Origin of the sequence: Aeribacillus sp. FSL K6-1305 (assembly GCF_038050115.1) — a bacterium.
Taxonomy (GTDB): Bacteria; Bacillota; Bacilli; order Bacillales; family Aeribacillaceae; genus Aeribacillus; species Aeribacillus composti.
On sequence record NZ_JBBOQV010000001.1, the window covers coordinates 1,957,848 to 1,975,074 of the forward strand.

Below are 17,227 nucleotides of genomic sequence, written 5' to 3' on the forward strand. Positions count from 1 at the left end.
ATAGATGTTGTTGATTGAAAATAAGCCTTTCTGAAAAATTGGCATTTGAATTCGTATGCATGCCCTGGATTTCATTCAACGTATTCAAACTTCAACTGTTTTCCCTTCTTCAGCAACATGGAAAAGAAGATGAGCAAGATGCTGAATGGGGCTGTATATTTCCTCTTCCTCCTGCTCCGCCATCACTTCATCACCGAATTCTAAGTCATTTAGATAAAGAGCTATAAATTCATAAAAGTCTTTTAGTTCAAACCGGTAGCATTCGCTCGGATCTTCCTCGTCCTCCTCGTAGCGAAGGGAAAGATAAGACATATTGCCATCGCTGTCCCCAGCGTCAAAAAAGACGAAAAAACCAATGTTTGTATCGAGATCAAACAAATGTCTTGTCCCTCCTTCTGTCACCCTTTCAAAATCATCCGGGCTCAGCTTTTGCACTTTCATTTCTTCCATATCATCTTCAAGGTGAAATTTAACAGTGAATTCAAGCATCGTATGTCTCCTCCTCAAATATTAGAAAATACTTAATGAATCATTAGCATTGTATAAATATAGTTAGAATTTTCTGTTAATTAATTTTTGTGAATTTGTGCCAAAAAGACAAAACCTAAAGAAAGGTGGCACTGCCCATTTGGTAAATATATACAGTTAAACCAGAGCGACAACGACAAAAGGGAGATTATGGACTGGCTCGCCCATCAAATTTTCGCAACCAAACATAAGCTGGTTTCCACAGAGCTCTCTTTAACCAACGAGTAATTCGAAGTAGGGATTTCTTACTTTTCATCTCCAATTGAATGAGAACATGTAAGCAATACGTGATAAGGGCTAAGAAAATTTGATTTTGAATAGCTGTTTCACTCATTCCATAAAAGTGCTTAATTTCCACGTGTTGCTTGAGCCATTTGAAAAAGAGCTCAATAGCCCAGCGAGATCGGTAAATATCACTTATCTCTTCTGGTTTTAAATCAAATCGGTTGGTGATGAAACGAAGTAAGTTCCCTTTTGTGTCCATAACTTCTAGTAGACGATAGACATTTTCAGTACGATTTTGTGTGGTACCAATGTAGACCATTTTATCGGATAGAACGTGACAATCATCAGGAAGTGAAAATGTATAGACTTCACGAATGACTGCGTTTTTCTTCAGTCTTGAAACGAAGAAATAGCCATCATCTGTCATCCGATCAAAACGTTCATAGTCCACATAACCGCGGTCAAACACATACATGGCTTCTTGATCATCCACTAGGACTTCGAGTTGATTTCGGTCATGTTCTTTTGCTGTCGTAATCACTGCTTTTTCAGGATAGACGGTGTCTTTATCCATGAAAACGAGCCGTAAGTGTAGCTTTACACCAGCTTTTGTTTTACGGAATTTTGCCCATTTATAATGGGTCAAATTCAACGGGAGTGTACTTGAATCAATGATTTTCAGTGGCATATTCTTTCCGTTTTGATAATGGTGCCGTTGAATTTTCCAAACAAGATCCAAGAACAAATTTGCAAGAATTAGTGGGTGGATCTGATTGTTTTTTCGGGATAGCTGAGAGGCACTTATCGATTCAAATCCGAGTGCTTTTTGAAGATCTTCGTCTACAAGTGCATCACTCATTTCCTCTAAGCTCGTAAATTCGAGCAGCTGGGCTACCAATAAAAGTTTAATATAGGCTTCTGTTGTCAGCTTTTTTGTGTAATAGTCCTGTTTCAATTCTTTGACTTGTTCGCTAAGTTTTTGAATATTTATGGGTGAAACCCATTTACCAAATGATGAAATTAGTGTATTCTTGTCCATAATGGTTATCCTTTACGATTGGATTTGGGCAGGAACCACCTGTACTTCCATTGTAAAGGATTTTTTTGTTTCGAAATCAATAAAAAATTGAACATTCTTAGTATTTTGAATCATCAGATTTAATTACTGCAATGCTAGTGTTAATGAATATGTTTTAGATAAAAATTCAAGCAGTTTGATGCCGGTCAGACTATTGCCTTTGTCATCCAATGCTGGACCGAATATGCCGATGCCGCATCTTTTTGGAACAGATGCGAGTATGCCTCCTGAGACGCCGCTTTTTGCCGGAATCCCGATTTTAATCGCAAATTCTCCCGAAGCATTATACATGCCGCAGGTGACCATAAACGTTTTGCAAATACGCGCTACATCAAGCGGCATGATTTCCTCTTCTGTAAACGGATCGCGCCCATCCATCGCAAAAACGAGGCCGATGCGCGCCAAATCGATGCATGTCATTTCAATGGCGCATTGCTTCGTGTAAAGCTCCATCAGATCTTCGACATCTTCGTTTATAATATTATGCTGTCGAAGAAAATAACATAAGGAGCGGTTTAAAAACGCGGTTTCAAATTCGGATTGAGCGACTTCTTGCGAATAAGAAATGGTTGGATTTCCTGTTAGCTTGCGGACAAAACGAATGAGTCTCTGCAGCCGTTCTTTCACCGTTCTTCCCGAAATCATATGCGTTACGGCAAGTGCACCGGCATTGATCATCGGATTCAGCGGCTTTGTAGGCTGTGTTTCCTCAAGCTTAGCAATGGAATGAAACGGATCGCCCGTCGGCTCCATCCCGACTTTTTGGAATACCTCCTTTTCACCGTGATCCATAATGACAAGAGCTAAAGCGATAATTTTTGAAATGCTTTGAAGCGTCACTTTTACCGTTACATCCCCCGCGTCAATGATTCTCCCATCAGGCATATATATAGCAATAGATAAATCATTTGGATTTGCTTTGCCAAGAGCCGGTATGTAACTGGCAACTTTCCCCTGATGCCCATACTTTTTCGCTTCTTGGACAAAGCGGATCAATTCTTCTTTTTCGTACATTCAGCCATCACCATTATTTAGTATGGCTCGCTGTATAAAATTTTATAAACAACCCCTTTGATATTTGACAAATGAGTATGATATGTTTATTCAATCTGGAGATAGTCATTGTTGCATAGATTGTTTTCTCTCACTTCCATGCTTTCTTTTGCTTGATAAAATCCCCCATTGTCCCAGTAATGTCACTAATGCAAGGCCGCCGGCGGCAAACGGAAGTTGGGAAGGAGCCAATCCAGCCAGCATCACTATCCCTCCAAGAAGAGAACCTATTGCACTGCCCAAATAATTTGCGGAACTGTTCAAAGCAACGGCCGCTGCACCTTGATTAGGCTGTATGTGAAGCAATTCATGCTGCTGCGGGGCTTGCGATGCCCAGCCCATCGCCCCCCATAGAATAAAAGGCAGAAATGACAGGATCGGAAATGAAAGGGCGAATGGCACACTGAACATGGACAAAGCCATTATGGCCAAAATTCCTGCCATGAGCAAACCCGGTTTGCCTGTCCGGTCAATCAAAGCGCCGATGGAAAAACTGCCAACTACGCCGCCAATTCCCCATGCCCAAAGATATGGCGTGTTGTTGGAAATGTCCGCCAAGTTATTCAAAATAACAGCAATATATGTGTAAAGACCCAAGCTGGCAACACTGGTCATAAAAGTGATGCCAACAATTGCTGCAACCCGTCTATTTGTCATCATTGCGACGCGCTGGCGGAGTGAAGGTGGAGCTGAAGCTGCAAAATGTGGAAACCAGATGGCAATTCCCATCATGGCAATTAAGCCTAGTGCAGTGATCACCCAAAGAGTTCCATTCCACTTCAGATGTTCCGCAATCACCAGTCCAAGAGGGACTCCTATGACTGTTCCAGTGCTCATGCCGCCAAGAGTCATGCCAAGTGCTCTGCCGCGTTTCTGTTCGGGCACTAGTGATGCTGCAGCTGCTGATGCTAGCGGAGAGTAAAGTCCGGCGCCGATGCCTGCAATTGCTCGTGCAATCAGCAACATGGAAAAATTTGAAGCTAGTGCACTTATCCCGTTGCCTATCGAGAATACTGCGAGCGCCAACAATAAAATATTGCGCATCGGTTTTCCAGCAAGCAGTGTTGCAAATACCGGAGCGGCCAGTGCATAACAAAGCGTAAAGACGCTCACGGCTTGCCCTGTTTGTGAAGGGGTTATATGAAAAGTTGCACCGATATCCGGAAGCAAACCAGCTATCACATAAGCATCAAACCCAAGAGCGAACATACCGATCGTCAAGAGAAAAACTTTTTGCATAATAACTTAGCCTCCATTTTTACGGAATTATCTTTACGGAAGATTTATCTATTTTTCACTTTACAAGACGGAATGTAATATGTCTAATATATATTTATAAAACTACTAATATCTTATAAATATTAATAAAGGAGGAGATTAATTGGAACTGCGCCACTTGAAATATTTCTTAACAGTTGCTGAAGATTTGCATTTTGGGAAAGCTGCAGCCCGTTTAAATATGGCACAGCCGCCTTTAAGCCTTCAAATCCGACAATTAGAAGAAGAAATAGGCGTGCCTCTTTTCCATCGAACGAAAAGAAAAGTAGAACTGACGAAAGAAGGCCAATTGTTTTTGGAAAAAGTTAATCAAATTTTCAAAGATCTGGAGGAAGCTGTCGAATCAGTAAAAAGGGTGAACCGTGGAGAGGTCGGAGAAATAGCGATAGGATTCATTTCCTCATCAGCCTATGATATTCTTCCAACAATTATAGAGCACTATCGTAAAGCATATCCTAATATTCATATAGATTTGCAACAATTGACAACTAGAGAGCAATTAAAAGCTTTGCATGAGGGCGCAATTGATATAGGAATCCTTTGCCAACCCGCCAACATAAAAAATGACGGAATTCATTTCGAGGTTATTCGGCAAGAACGAATGATGATTGCTCTGCCAGAGGATCATCGGCTAGCTTCCGGCACTTCCCCGATTCATCTTGAAGAATTGGCGGGCGATTCATTTATTTTGACGGGAAGGAAGGCAAATCAAAGCCACTATGATACTGTGATAAACAGTTGCTATCAAGCGGGATTCCATCCTAAAGTAGTTCAAGAAACACAAGAATTGCCTACAGTCCTATCCCTTGTTTCATCAGGAATGGGCGTAGCGATTGTACCATCCTCTATCCAGCATGTATTAAAAAATAAAGTTGTCTATCGCGACATTTACAACAACCCAATTACTACTTCAACTGCCTTTGCGTGGAAAAGTGGAAATTTGTCTCCAACTGTTCATGCATTTCTTAACTTAATGAGAAAATCTGTCATTCCGTTTTTTCACCAAGTTTAATAGAAATAATCTCATGAAATGATACTGGCAATTAAAATTCTCTATCAAATCCTTAATTAAACAAGGAGAATAATTGAAATAACCGCAATAAAAAAAGAAGCAGGAGTACAATGAAAATAATCATTTCCCTCTCTGCCAAAGTAAATTTCAATGCATTTTAGCAGCCGATTTGATGATTGGGGAAAGAACTCTTGTATCTGTCTCCTCTTTTTTTGTCTTTAACATCATTTTGCCGTTAAAAAATTGGTTCAAAAAACCGATAAATTTACAATTATTATCAATTGAAATTTTGCATTCATTTAGCCTAGACGCTCCCAATCATTTTCATCGTTGTAAATTTCCCGTTGTGAACCAACAACATAATTTATCGGTCCAATTGTCTGAGCATCACGTTCTATTGTATTTAATAATTTTTGGAGCTTCAAAGCTGTTTGAAGGCTAGCAAACGGTTGTGAAGGAGCTGCTCCGTTTACTACATACCCGCCAACATCATTAACCAATCTTACCAATTTGCGTATTGTTTTTAGTTCAGGCTTCGAGTCATCAATATTCGTTTTCATGTCCATTATGACCTGTTCTCCGAAAGGAGTTCTTTCCCATATACGAAGATGGTCAACATCCCATACAGGTGTATCAAACACCATATTGGCAAAGATTAGACGGTTTTGTGGAGAAGCGAATACAAGATCGACTTCTCTCTTTCGGACAATATTTACGAAGCTGCTATACCCGGTTATTGCCGCTTTTCCTAAACATGCAGTTACGGCTGCACTGTCAAGTACGTCAGAACCTGATACGGAGAAGTCTGATCGAGTGCCTTGAATAGACTTTAACTCCAGATCAGTATTGGATGCACAAATCCATTGGATAAGATCTAGCGGATGGATTATTTCGCTGATCACACCTACAGTTGGCCTATAATCATTCATTCTGTTCTTTCCCCAGTAAAAATTGGCCCGAATAAGCTGCAAATTATGCTCTTCAACAAACTTTTTCAAGACGATGGTTGCATCAGAGTAACGTTCTATAAGGTTAAGACAGAATCCAGATACACTTTTAAGTTTCGCTTCCAGCAGCTCTAAATCATCGTTCGTATTCGCCAAGGGCTTCTCGCAAATAACAAAGCCTTTGTATCCTTCCAACTTTTTAATTATATCCATGTGGAACTCATCATTTACACTAATTACAATAATGTGAGGCTCAAATTGTTCAATAGCAGCATCCACCTCTTTAAAGTATTGAATATCCCTGCGTTTAGGATTTCTATTAACATATGCAAAATTGATTTTTCTAGCTCCAACAATATCTTTATTCATATTGGAAAAAGCTTTAAGAAATCTTGTCCCTGCATATCCCAAACCACAAATTAAGACGTTCATCAGTTGCCTCCCTTTAACATTTAAATTTCTTTTATTAAAAGCTCTTCGCCTGAATCAATAAATCCGAGCTTTTTATATAAATTTTTTGCAATCGGTGTTGTTTGTAAGATAACTTTTTCAACATTATTGGCCTGAAACCAGTCCAAAATATAGTTCATTAAACATTCTGCAAACCCTCTACGGCGCCGTTCAGGGTGAACAACAACCGATTGCACCCACCCAACAAGTCCGTTTAAACATCCTTTCATCGGCGCACGTTCATCAATGATTCCTATAGCACAGGCCGATATTTCGGTTTCGCCATCATAGTGGGCTACAGCAATTACCATTTTTTCATTTGCAGGTATATTGTGAATAAGCCATTTCCGATAGCTTTTCTGCCATGCCATTTGTTCTTCGGGTGATTTCGAAACATAGTGGCCTGCCCCTTCATTGAGCAACAGCTTCCTTAAATCAATCAGCATGTCAACATCATTGATGGTTGCCTTTCTAGCAACAATTTTTAAATTATGATCCATGAATAAATATCCTCTCCTATTCTGTTGTATACGTTAAGGGTGGCAAAAAACTATGGACTACTCTTATCTCAGAATTGTAATAGGTTATCTCTAACCAATTATGCGAACACATCGGCCGATTGTGCAAATGGAATATTAAAGTGGCAAAAAACTTCATTTAATGCATCGGTTAGCTGCAACATCTGCTCTTCAGTGTGGTTCGGTGTAACATTGACTCGAAACCGTTCTGTACCAACAGGAACTGTCGGCGGGTTAATAGGCTGCAGATAGATTTTATGTTTTTCAAGCATTCTTTGAGCAGCTGCCTTACATTTTTTTGCATCCCTAATCATTACAGGAAGAATGTGTGTTACACTCGATGGCATTACCGGTATACCTGCCTGAACGAGCATCTTTCTTAGCTGATTAGTCTTTCTATGCAGTTCATTTCTCTCTTTATCAGAAGATTTCAAATACCCGATGCTTGTATAGCATGCAGCAACAATTGCCGGCGGCAGGGAGGTAGTAAAAATAAAGCCGGATGCAAAGGAGCGGACAGCATCAATCAGCAATTCCGATGCAGTAATATACCCGCCTATCACTCCTATCGCCTTCGCCATTGTTCCTTGTATAATGTCAATGAGATTGGCAACTCCAAGCTCTGCAGCTATTCCTGCTCCTCGAGGACCGTACATACCGATAGCATGAACTTCATCGAGAAATGTTAGTGCGTTATATTTTTTAGCAAGATTCACAATTTCCTTAATCGGTGCGATATCGCCGTCCATCGAATATATTGACTCGAATACGATGATTTTGGCTCGATTATGCGGCTGGGAAGCTAGTAATTCCTCCAAATGTTCGACATCATTATGCCTAAATATGGCGCGGTCAGCTTTTGCACTTCGTATCCCATTGATAATGGAGGCATGATTAAGCTCGTCGGAAAACACTATGCAATTAGGGAACAGACGCAATAAGCATTGTAATGTTGCATCATTTGAACTGTATCCGGTCGGAAAAACGAGTGCTGCCTCTTTACCGTGCCAGTCAGCCAATGATGATTCAAGCAAAGTGTATTGGTAGTGTGTGCCGCCTATGTTCCGCGATCCGCCTGAACCGGCTCCATTTAACCGGATTGCTTCTTGCATCGCTTCAATTACTAAAGGATGCTGGGACATTCCCAGATAATCATTGCTGCACCAAACAACAACAGGCTGCTCATCTTCCTTGCCATTCAACTTCGCCAAAGGATACTGGCCGCATATGCGGTTAATCGTAATAAATTCACGGTATTGCCCTCTTTCCTTCAACGAATTTAGCTTGTCGCTGAGAATTTCTGTATACATAACTCTATCATCCTCCAATAAATATAAATTCCATTCAAGAAGGAATTGTAATTTTTGTTTTTCAGCCGCACTCTTAATGTAAAATCAATTGTTTGTTAATATTCTCCTCCTGTGCAACGGGCGGAAAATTGACAGAAAACCTAACAGGCATGCCTTTTATAAATCGCAAAACTTCCTCGGCAATTTGTGCAGCGACCTTAAACTGCGCTTCTTTTGTCGAGGCTCCTATATGCGGCGTCGCAATTACTGACGGATGATCAGCCAATTTTGAATGAATAGGCGGTTCGACTTCAAAAACATCAAGCGCTGCACCTGCGACATGGCCATTTTCTAGAGCTTCTAAAAGAGCTTCTTCTTCAATAATTCCGCCTCTTGCACAATTGATAATCCTTACCCCTTTTCTTGTTTTTGCCAATGTATCTTTATTTAACAATCCTCTCGTTTTTTCGTTCAGGGGTGCATGAACTGTAATTATGTCCGCACTTGAAAGAACTTCATCAAAAGAAAGCATTTCGACACCGAAATTATTTGCTCTCTCTGGAGTTAGGATTGGATCAAATACATGCACTTTCATTCCAAAGGCTTTAGCCCGCTTGGCAACTTCAATACCAATGCGCCCAAAACCGATAATGCCTAAGATCTTCCCGTAAAGTTCAGATCCAACAAATGCTGACCGATTCCACTCTTTTGCTTTAACTGAAATATTCGCTTGCGGAATGTGCCTCATCAAAGAAGAAATCATCGCAAGTGTATGCTCGGCTACCGAAATGGTATTTCCATTGGGAGCATTAATGACAATTACTCCTTGCTTTGTTGCCTCATCAATATCAATGTTATCTACACCGACTCCGACTCTTCCGATAATTTTTAAAGAGGTCCTCTTTCCTAAAAGCTCTTTCGTTACTTTTGTGCTGCTCCTCACCAAAAGAGCATCAAAAAGATTTAGTTCATCTTCTGCTTCCGATACACTTTTTTGGACAACTTCAACCGCTTCTGATTCTATCAACGGTTTCAGTCCTTCATTGTTCACTTTGTCAGAGACTAGTAGCCGAAACATTGTTTAAATACCTTCTGTAATTTATTTTTAGGATCTATTAGCGCACGCTTACCAAATCAATTCTATATTTGCTTTTATTTTCCTTGTAAAAAAAGTTAATTTTTGTTAATTTATAGTTTGAGTTATAAATATTACTAAAACACTGTTAAAAAATGCTGATTCATGTAACGTCATTATTGATGCTCCTTACCAGTTCTGCGTCCAATTGGCGAATAAAATAATTAACACATCAATGCCTGAAATTGCCCTTAAAAAACCCCTTCAATATAGGCAGAAATGCCTTAATTGAAGGGGATGCTCACATAACGTTTTATAAATGCTTTTTTGCATAAAAGCGTTCATTTTGCATTTGCCGCATACTTTTTTTCAGTAAGCGCATGGTGATAAACTTTTTCAAGCATGCGTCCATAAAAAGAAGCTAAAACCTGCTGAAAAAGCATGCCTAAGACAACCGGTACCGCCACTTGCGGCGGAAAATAAGTGATCGCAAGCACTGCACCGGCGCTAATATTCCTCATTCCGCCCGTAAACGTTAAAGTGATGATATCATCCTGTTGAAATTTTAATAGACGCCCGGTCATCCATGAAAAAAAGTAGCCGCTTGTAGCAATCAAAAAAACGAAAAACCCAATCAAAATTAATTTTTTATTCGGGTTCGCCAAATAAGGAGCCACTATCGCACTGTTGATGATCACTACAAGCGATAAGGCTATTTTCGAAAACGGACTTAAAACGGCTGCAATACGCTGTTTCAATTCTTTTTTCGTCCACTCATTTACAAGCATTCCTAAAATGGAAGGCAGGATAATCATGAAAAATAAGCCAGACATCATATTCCATACGTCGATTTCTACCGTTCTCCCCACCAATACTAATAAACTGGCAGGAACGACAAAAGGAGAAATAAACGTATCTATTAATATAACAGCAAGAGCTAAAGCCAAATTTCCTTTATGGATTGATACCCAAATAAAGCTTGTAACACCAGTTGGAATGATCACGGCCAAAACTAAACCAATGATTGTGAAGCTGTCTTCTTGAAAAGCAAGATGGCCGACAGCAAACGCCCAAAGCGGGATGAAAAGATGAAGCAGCAAAAGAACGACGAAAATCGGCAGCGGATGCAAAAGAGCCTGCTTAAACGCATGAAAACTAAGATTTAAACTGCCCGCAAACGTAATAAAAGCAAAAATCCACGGAACAAGCTGAGAAAAATCGTCAAATATAGTTGAAAATACAATCCCGATCACAACACTTGACGGGGTTAAAAAAGGAAGCATCTTTTCCATTATGCTGTTTATGTTTTTTAACATTTTTCTCTCTCTCCAGTGTTAAGCTAAAATGAAAAGTTGCGCAATCCTAATGTTCACAAATAGTGAACAATCTTTACTTCATTATATAATATGCAATTTTTTCTCACCAATCCAGCGCTATGTCAAAACATTTTGCGAAGTTACTATGAACCTAGTCTCATGCTTTTCCCTTGGTTTTTTAGGGAAGCGGCCATTCTTCTGGGCTATAGTATCTATCAAATATGGAAAACCCTTTCCTCTTCTACTTTGCAAATTCTGATTGTATAACGTTTATACCATTCCTTCCTGCCTTTATCCTGCGCCGCTTTATGCAAAGCATTTTCTTTCCAGCGTTTGATATCATCCAATGATTCCCAATATGAAACTGTAATTCCGTACCCATTCTCATTTCTTGCACTCTCTGCTCCTAAAAAACCGGGCTGTTTGGACACCAATTGATCCATTTCCTTTGCCATTTCCTCATAACCATTGTCCCCTTCTGTTCTTTCCGATGTGAAAATCACGGCGTAATACTCGTTTAAACGTTTTGTATAATTCATTTTTCAAGCACCCTTTCTTATCAAAACGAAAAGTTTCATACTGTTTTATCATATAATGAACAAAAATGAATTCTCAAACTAGTTTTATTTTTTTTAATAATAGATATATAATATCTATAAAATTACTTTGATTTAAGGGAGAAATAAATAATGAAAAGAAATGAACAAGAACAACGGAATCCTCAAGCACTCAGAGATGAAACAATTGTCATCCATGGCGACGATTCTATAACGGACGAAAAAGGAGTCAATCCTGCTATTTACTATTCCGCAACATTCCAGGCACATAGTGCAAGCGAATTTTCTGAAATTGCTGGAACACCTCGTCATCCGCGATATTACACACGTTACGGAAACCCAGTGCATGAACGGGTTCAAAAAATTGTAGCAGATCTTGAAGGAACTGAAACAGCCTTAGTAACCGGCTCTGGTATGGGAGCGATAGCGACAACTATTTTATCGCTTGTAGCAGCAGGCGATCATGTGATTGCCCAAAAAAATCATTATATGAGCACAACGAAAATTATGGATGAGCTGCTGCCGAAATTTGGTGTTGACGTGACGTTCGTTGACCAATCCGACACTTCTGCGTTTGAAAAGGCAATTCGTCCGAATACAAAACTTATTATGGTTGAGACGCCTGCCAATCCTACATTGGTATTGACAGATTTAGCTGCAGTGTGTGATCTTGCCCGCCAACATGGAATTATCGTTGTCGCAGATAATACGTTTGCTTCCCCTATCAATCAGCGTCCACATGACTTTGGGGTTGATGTTGTTGTCCATAGTGCAACAAAATACATGGGCGGCCATCATGATTTGACAGCTGGCGTAATTTGCACAAACGAGGAATTAGCTGAACGTATTTGGAATACGCATATTTCCATCGGTTCAGTGCTTTCGCCAATGGATGGTTGGCTATTGCTGAGAGGCTTGCGCACGCTTCCTATGCGGATCGAACGGATTAACGCGAACGCTTTGGCGTTAGCCGAATTTCTTGAGAATCAGCCTCAAGTTGAACGGGTATATTATCCGGGGCTGCCAAGCCATCCGCAGCACGAGCTTGCTAAGCGGCAAATGAAAGGCTTTGGTGCCGTTATTGCCTTTTCCATTAAGGGCGGTTATGCTGAAACACAGCGCTTTGTTTCCGCATTAAAGCTTCCTCCTAACGCTGTAAGCCTTGGCGGAGTCGAGTCTCTCGTTGTACATACAGCAGCGATGTGGGAAGGAACAATGAACGAAGAACAAATGCAGCTCGCAGGAATCCCGGCAAACTTCGTGCGCTTCTCTGTCGGCATAGAACATATCGAAGATTTAAAAGAAGATGTCAGACAAGCTCTGCAAAAAATTTAATGAAGGAATGTGCGGACAATGGCGGGGGCTGTCTAATAAGCCGTTTTATCGGCTTATTGACGCCCCCTTTCATCTTTTTGAAAGTTTATGATTTTTTGTTTTCAATGGAGATTTGACTTTCTGTACAGCCTCAATTAAAAATGCATTTCATTTTAGGAGCTAGTGCTTGCAGAAAAATCTTGATTTTATTAAACATACATCTTGCAATTTGAAACACTCGAAATCTATCATTTCTAAATATCACTATTGAACACACTACCTGAACAAGCTTTGGCAGCTTATGATAAAAAATAACTGCTTCATCAGTTCTATTTAATGGGATGTAAATTTTGCCGTATTAATAGTAAATAAGATTAGTTTCTCCCCATCCTTGGAGCAGATGAGTTATGTCAACACAGCACTCCGCCTCGCTTCTTAAAGTTAAGCTGATTTGTTTTACATACGCACTCCAAGACAGCATGTGTTGTCAATAAATCATCGATATAGAGGCCCGCTTGACAGCTATTTTTTATTTAAAATGATTTTAACTTCCCCACTTGCACGCTTCTCGAAAAAAACAGCATTCCCTTCTCCATGTGATTTCAATCTCTGCCATTCCATTCTAAAGAAAGATGCCCAAAAAAATGAATCGTTCCAAAATTTTCTTCTTCATATCAGAACATATATTCGCATATAATAAAAATAGAACAAACGTTCTTTTTTGTGAGGTGAAAATCATGAACGGTTTGCTGCTGAATGCCAAAAAGTACGGTTTTGCTTTAAAGATGATCTACATGACCGATCAAGGGGTAATAACAGAAAGATTGATTACAGTAAAAGACTTTAACGATAAATACATTCGCGCTTACTGCCACTTTCGAAAAACTTTCCGAACGTTTAAACGATCCAACATTCTTTCAATTGGTCCCATAAAAAAACGAAAAATAGGGTGAAACGAATGGGTAGATATCACATTATGCTAACATATTTTAAAGGTCGGCAAAGAGTTGTACAGGTCATGGATTTCAGCGGTGCGCAAATGATTACTTTTACAATGGATGAGCTGGAAAATGACGAGATGCCCGTTGAACTAAAGAAATATATTAAAACAATCGAAAAAGAAATAAATGAAGGACGATGGGATTATTGGAAAAGAATTTAAGAAACGGGCATTTACTCTGCCTTTCCGTAAAGAAAATGCTGCCTTATCATTTGAGGAGAAGATGGCAATAGCTAAGCTTCACATTACAGGGAATAATAAATTATATTCCAAACAAATGGATGAAAAACGGTTTTCACGGCGAAAGCGTTCAAAATCAAAAATAACTGATCAAGGCTCATTCGTAGATCAGCCATGTTTATTGACCGATAAGACGTGAAAAACAAATTAGACAGCTGAAAACAAATTATTTGACTAAATTTGGATAAATTTTTTTGCAAACAAATCATTTGAAATCTAAAACAAATTCCTATAAAATTATCTCGAAATAAATATTTTCAAAATAAAAATTTATAAATTTTATTTTTTCACTAAAAAACTAAAATTGCACCAAGAGAGGAAGGTTTACGTTGACAAAAGTATTGTACATTACAGCACATCCACTTGATGACACCCAATCTTACAGTTTGGCAGCAGGAAAGGCTTTTATCGAAACCTATAAAGAAGCGAATCCTGACCATGAAGTAATTCACCTTGATTTATATAAAGAACATATTCCCCAAATCGATGCTGATGTATTAAATGGCTGGGGGAAACTGAGATCCGGAAAAAGCTTAGATGAGCTTACTTCCGAGGAAAAAGCGAAAGTTGGACGTCTTTCAGAGCTTTGTGAACAATTTATTGAAGCGGATAAATACGTTTTTGTTACACCTTTATGGAATTTTTCATTTCCGCCTGTCTTGAAAGCATATATTGATGCAGTTGCAGTTGCAGGCAAAACGTTTAAATACACTGAACAAGGATCTGTTGGGTTATTGACTGATAAAAAAGCCCTGCATATTCAAGCGCGTGGAGGCATTTATTCAGAAGGTCCAGCAGCTCAAATGGAAATGGGTCACCGCTATTTGGCTGTTGTGATGCAATTTTTCGGTGTTCCTTCATTTGAAGGCTTGTTTGTAGAAGGACACGCTGCTCAACCTGAAAAAGCAGAGGAAATTAAACAAAACGCAATTGCGAGAGCAAAAGATTTAGCGCATACGTTTTAAGTAAAAAATAAAGAGGCTGATCTTTCATGATATGCTCCCCTTAAGGTAGACAGATTAAAATATAAAAAATCTGTTTTACCTTAGGGGGAGTTTTCTATGTATAAGCAATATACTACAGAGTTCAAACTTGAAGTTTTACTTGCATATGAAAACCGAGAATGTACTATTCAAGAGCTTTGTAAAAGGCATCAAATTACTAAATATTCTTTAAGGCAATGGATAAATGAATTTGAGGAATTTGGAATAGAGGGTTTAGAACGTTTAAATTCTTGGAAAGGTTTTAAGGAAGCAGCTGAAGCAGCTGTAAAAGATTATTTATCTGGTGAGTTCTCACAATACGAAATTGTCAGGACATATAGTATTTCAAGTAGATCGGTACTTCAACGATGGATGAAGAAGTATAATAGCCATAGAGATTTAACGTCGAAAGGAAAGACAAGCTCTATGACTAAAGGAAGAAAAACGACTTGCAATGAACGGATACAAATTGTGCTTGATTGTTTAGGAAACGGAAAAGATTATAAAAAAACAGCAGAGACTTATGAAGTTTCTTATCAACAAGTATATCAATGGGTGAAGAAGTATGAAAATGGTAAAGAAGAAGCGCTGAAAGACAAACGAGGAAGAAAAAAAGAAGAAGCAAAGTTATCTCCAGAAGAAAAAATGAAACTGGAGATGAAAAAGTTAGAAAGAGAAAATGAACGCTTACGTGCGGAGAATCTTTTTAAGAAAGTTAGAGGAAATCGAAAGGAGGCGAAAGTAAACCAAATCCGTTTTGAAGACAAGTATATCGCAATCCGGGAACTTCACGAGAAAGAAAACCCTAAGCATAATCTTATTATGTGAAATCGCCGGTATTTCACGGGCTGCTTACTATAAGTGGTTAAAACGTTCGCCTTCCTCCCGAGAACTTCAGAATGAAGAAATCGTAAAAGAGATGAAAGTTCTCCATGAGAAAGTTGACTGTTTTCTGCAAGAAAAAAATACAGAGTGTTGCAGTATATCTTTTTCAAAATTTTGAATAAATATACAGATATGTGATCTATCCATCAAGGGCTTGACATGGATCCTCTGTAGCCATGATTCTTTAGCCAAGCGCCAGATTCAACAGTTTTGGCAAAACCAAAAAGGTTATCATGGCTCCTCCTCCATGTAAAGCCCCATTGCAAATCACTGCATAAGGATTTTGCAATTCTCTGCACTTTTATTTTGCAAAAAACAAGTTGACGGCATCTATGGTTACCGTCGGATGACGTTGAATATAAATCGAAAGCTTGGTCAGAACTTCAATCATAAAGACTGATGAAAGTTGCCGGTATACAATCTGTTATTCGAAAAAAGAAGAAATCTTATAAGCGATCTACTCCTCAACATGTTGCAGAAAATATATTGAATCGTGAATTCACAGCGGAAAAGCCAAATGAAAAATGGGTAGTTGATGCCACAGAATTAAAATATGGTTCATCAAAGAAAGCATTCCAAAGACCGAATTGTAAAAAATTCTTTTCAATTCATGGTATAAATTCGAACTGCATCTCTTAAAAATTCCGCTGCTCCAAGATGTTTTTTATCATAATACGCTTTAAATCTTTCATCTGCTACATACATCTCTGTTACTCCTCTATGAGCTTCCTTCGTATAATGATCCCAAAAATAGCAGAGCCATTGACGATGCAAATCAGCTGCCTTCTGTGCCAGCTCGCTCGCTGGATCTCCAGTTACAAATGCTTTATTCAGTGTATTCAAGACCTCTTCCTCAAGCTGTTTCAGCTGTTCGAACTGCTCTTTTGTCATGTTTTTCAGTTTTTGATTAGATCGATCGACGACTTCGCCTCCATATTTTTCTCTAACTTCATGCCCATATTTTCTTTCATTTTCTTCAATTAATTTTTGTTTAAAAGCTTCAAATTTCTCTTTATCGCTCATCGTGATCCTTCCTTCCTTTGCCGCTATTGTTTTCTCCACATTTGCGATTAATGAATCTAGCTGCCTGCGTTTTGCAAGAAGCTTTTCGCGGTGTTCCTTTAAAGCTTTCATGCTGTCGAAGGATGGTGAATTGATGATTTTTTTAATTGTATCTAAATCAACTCCAAGCTCTCGATAAAAAAGAATTTGCTGCAGTTTATCAACCTCTTTTTCCCCATATATGCGATATCCGGATGAATTGATTTTCGCTGGCATAAGAAGCCCAATTTCATTGTAATATCGCAATGTCCTTGTTGTAACTCCGGTCAATTCTGCTAATTGTTTTACCGTATATTCCATCCTTTCACCTCCTGACAAGATCATCATAAACCTTTACGCAACGTCAATGTACAGAGAAAAATTAATGTTATAATAAACATAATATTGAGAAAATAAAATAAGGCTGTGATCACTTAG

The 17,227-nt window shown here is 38.9% G+C and carries 16 protein-coding genes and 1 pseudogene; 6 read left to right on the top strand and 11 right to left on the bottom strand.

Features of this window, described 5'->3' with window-relative positions; translation table 11 throughout:
* Positions 1-84 precede the first annotated feature (84 nt).
* The 4 genes from NST97_RS09470 to NST97_RS09485 form a co-directional block, all read right to left on the bottom strand.
* Positions 85-489 (bottom strand): cytosolic protein, encoded by a 405-nt coding sequence (locus tag NST97_RS09470; RefSeq protein ID WP_341343147.1) that lies wholly within the window; start codon positions 487-489, stop codon positions 85-87.
* 187 nt (positions 490-676) lie between these two features.
* Positions 677-1,792 carry an IS4 family transposase gene (locus NST97_RS09475; RefSeq protein ID WP_341343103.1) on the bottom strand — a complete coding sequence of 372 codons (1,116 nt, stop codon included), beginning with the start codon at positions 1,790-1,792 and terminating at the stop codon, positions 677-679.
* A gap of 123 nt (positions 1,793-1,915) precedes the next feature.
* Positions 1,916-2,845, bottom strand: a complete 930-nt coding sequence (glsA, locus tag NST97_RS09480; RefSeq protein ID WP_340882010.1) for a glutaminase A — start codon at positions 2,843-2,845, stop codon at positions 1,916-1,918.
* 105 nt (positions 2,846-2,950) lie between these two features.
* Complete coding sequence (locus tag NST97_RS09485; protein ID WP_066247323.1) at positions 2,951-4,123, bottom strand: MFS transporter; 1,173 nt, start codon at positions 4,121-4,123, stop codon at positions 2,951-2,953.
* A 142-nt stretch (positions 4,124-4,265) separates the two neighbouring features.
* On the opposite strand from NST97_RS09485, the gene NST97_RS09490 reads away from it, so the two are divergent.
* Positions 4,266-5,174: a LysR family transcriptional regulator gene (locus NST97_RS09490; protein ID WP_144598212.1), complete on the top strand. Its 909-nt coding sequence runs from the start codon at positions 4,266-4,268 to the stop codon at positions 5,172-5,174.
* 299 nt (positions 5,175-5,473) lie between these two features.
* On the opposite strand, the gene NST97_RS09495 is transcribed toward NST97_RS09490, so the two are convergent.
* From NST97_RS09495 to NST97_RS09520, 6 genes and pseudogenes are all read right to left on the bottom strand, one after another.
* Complete coding sequence (locus tag NST97_RS09495; protein ID WP_094244544.1) at positions 5,474-6,553, bottom strand: Gfo/Idh/MocA family protein; 1,080 nt, start codon at positions 6,551-6,553, stop codon at positions 5,474-5,476.
* A gap of 20 nt (positions 6,554-6,573) precedes the next feature.
* Complete coding sequence (locus NST97_RS09500) at positions 6,574-7,071, bottom strand: GNAT family N-acetyltransferase (protein WP_094244543.1); 498 nt, start codon at positions 7,069-7,071, stop codon at positions 6,574-6,576.
* Positions 7,072-7,169: 98 nt separating this feature from the next.
* On the bottom strand, positions 7,170-8,399 hold the full coding sequence (gene hemA / locus NST97_RS09505) for a 5-aminolevulinate synthase (RefSeq protein ID WP_144598213.1): 1,230 nt from the start codon (positions 8,397-8,399) through the stop codon (positions 7,170-7,172).
* 103 nt (positions 8,400-8,502) lie between these two features.
* Positions 8,503-9,456, bottom strand: a pseudogene (serA, locus tag NST97_RS09510) (phosphoglycerate dehydrogenase); the annotation flags it as partial.
* Between the two features lie 338 nt (positions 9,457-9,794).
* Positions 9,795-10,769 (bottom strand): bile acid:sodium symporter family protein, encoded by a 975-nt coding sequence (locus tag NST97_RS09515; protein ID WP_327856213.1) that lies wholly within the window; start codon positions 10,767-10,769, stop codon positions 9,795-9,797.
* A 215-nt stretch (positions 10,770-10,984) separates the two neighbouring features.
* Entirely contained in the window at positions 10,985-11,308 is a 324-nt protein-coding gene (locus tag NST97_RS09520) for an antibiotic biosynthesis monooxygenase family protein (protein WP_063386279.1), read from the bottom strand.
* Between the two features lie 150 nt (positions 11,309-11,458).
* Between NST97_RS09520 and NST97_RS09525 the strand changes: the two genes are divergently transcribed.
* The 5 genes from NST97_RS09525 (at position 11,459) to NST97_RS09545 (ending at position 15,691) form a co-directional block, all read left to right on the top strand.
* Positions 11,459-12,661 (top strand): trans-sulfuration enzyme family protein, encoded by a 1,203-nt coding sequence (locus tag NST97_RS09525; protein WP_375338759.1) that lies wholly within the window; start codon positions 11,459-11,461, stop codon positions 12,659-12,661.
* 716 nt (positions 12,662-13,377) lie between these two features.
* The gene (locus NST97_RS09530; RefSeq protein WP_063386281.1) at positions 13,378-13,593 is read left to right on the top strand and encodes a hypothetical protein; all 216 of its coding nucleotides are present in this window, start codon (positions 13,378-13,380) and stop codon (positions 13,591-13,593) included.
* A 5-nt stretch (positions 13,594-13,598) separates the two neighbouring features.
* Positions 13,599-13,802, top strand: a complete 204-nt coding sequence (locus NST97_RS09535) for a hypothetical protein (RefSeq protein WP_063386282.1) — start codon at positions 13,599-13,601, stop codon at positions 13,800-13,802.
* Positions 13,803-14,209: 407 nt separating this feature from the next.
* Positions 14,210-14,845 (top strand): FMN-dependent NADH-azoreductase, encoded by a 636-nt coding sequence (locus NST97_RS09540; protein ID WP_311066462.1) that lies wholly within the window; start codon positions 14,210-14,212, stop codon positions 14,843-14,845.
* Between the two features lie 96 nt (positions 14,846-14,941).
* Positions 14,942-15,691, top strand: coding sequence for a helix-turn-helix domain-containing protein (locus NST97_RS09545; RefSeq protein WP_341343148.1), 750 nt, complete (start codon positions 14,942-14,944; stop codon positions 15,689-15,691).
* A 660-nt stretch (positions 15,692-16,351) separates the two neighbouring features.
* Here NST97_RS09545 and NST97_RS09555 read toward each other — a convergent pair.
* Positions 16,352-17,110 (bottom strand): MerR family transcriptional regulator, encoded by a 759-nt coding sequence (locus tag NST97_RS09555; RefSeq protein ID WP_339193293.1) that lies wholly within the window; start codon positions 17,108-17,110, stop codon positions 16,352-16,354.
* Between the last annotated feature and the right edge of the window lie 117 nt (positions 17,111-17,227).

Coding starts and splice junctions, on each gene's coding strand:
- NST97_RS09470 (WP_341343147.1), bottom strand. CDS start 489: ATGCTTGAATTCACTGTTAAATTTCACCTTGAAGATGATATGGAAGAA.
- NST97_RS09475 (WP_341343103.1), bottom strand. CDS start 1,792: ATGGACAAGAATACACTAATTTCATCATTTGGTAAATGGGTTTCACCC.
- glsA (WP_340882010.1), bottom strand. CDS start 2,845: ATGTACGAAAAAGAAGAATTGATCCGCTTTGTCCAAGAAGCGAAAAAG.
- NST97_RS09485 (WP_066247323.1), bottom strand. CDS start 4,123: ATGCAAAAAGTTTTTCTCTTGACGATCGGTATGTTCGCTCTTGGGTTT.
- NST97_RS09495 (WP_094244544.1), bottom strand. CDS start 6,553: ATGAACGTCTTAATTTGTGGTTTGGGATATGCAGGGACAAGATTTCTT.
- NST97_RS09500 (WP_094244543.1), bottom strand. CDS start 7,071: ATGGATCATAATTTAAAAATTGTTGCTAGAAAGGCAACCATCAATGAT.
- hemA (WP_144598213.1), bottom strand. CDS start 8,399: ATGTATACAGAAATTCTCAGCGACAAGCTAAATTCGTTGAAGGAAAGA.
- NST97_RS09515 (WP_327856213.1), bottom strand. CDS start 10,769: ATGTTAAAAAACATAAACAGCATAATGGAAAAGATGCTTCCTTTTTTA.
- NST97_RS09520 (WP_063386279.1), bottom strand. CDS start 11,308: ATGAATTATACAAAACGTTTAAACGAGTATTACGCCGTGATTTTCACA.
- NST97_RS09525 (WP_375338759.1), top strand. CDS start 11,459: ATGAAAAGAAATGAACAAGAACAACGGAATCCTCAAGCACTCAGAGAT.
- NST97_RS09530 (WP_063386281.1), top strand. CDS start 13,378: ATGAACGGTTTGCTGCTGAATGCCAAAAAGTACGGTTTTGCTTTAAAG.
- NST97_RS09535 (WP_063386282.1), top strand. CDS start 13,599: ATGGGTAGATATCACATTATGCTAACATATTTTAAAGGTCGGCAAAGA.
- NST97_RS09545 (WP_341343148.1), top strand. CDS start 14,942: ATGTATAAGCAATATACTACAGAGTTCAAACTTGAAGTTTTACTTGCA.
- NST97_RS09555 (WP_339193293.1), bottom strand. CDS start 17,110: ATGGAATATACGGTAAAACAATTAGCAGAATTGACCGGAGTTACAACA.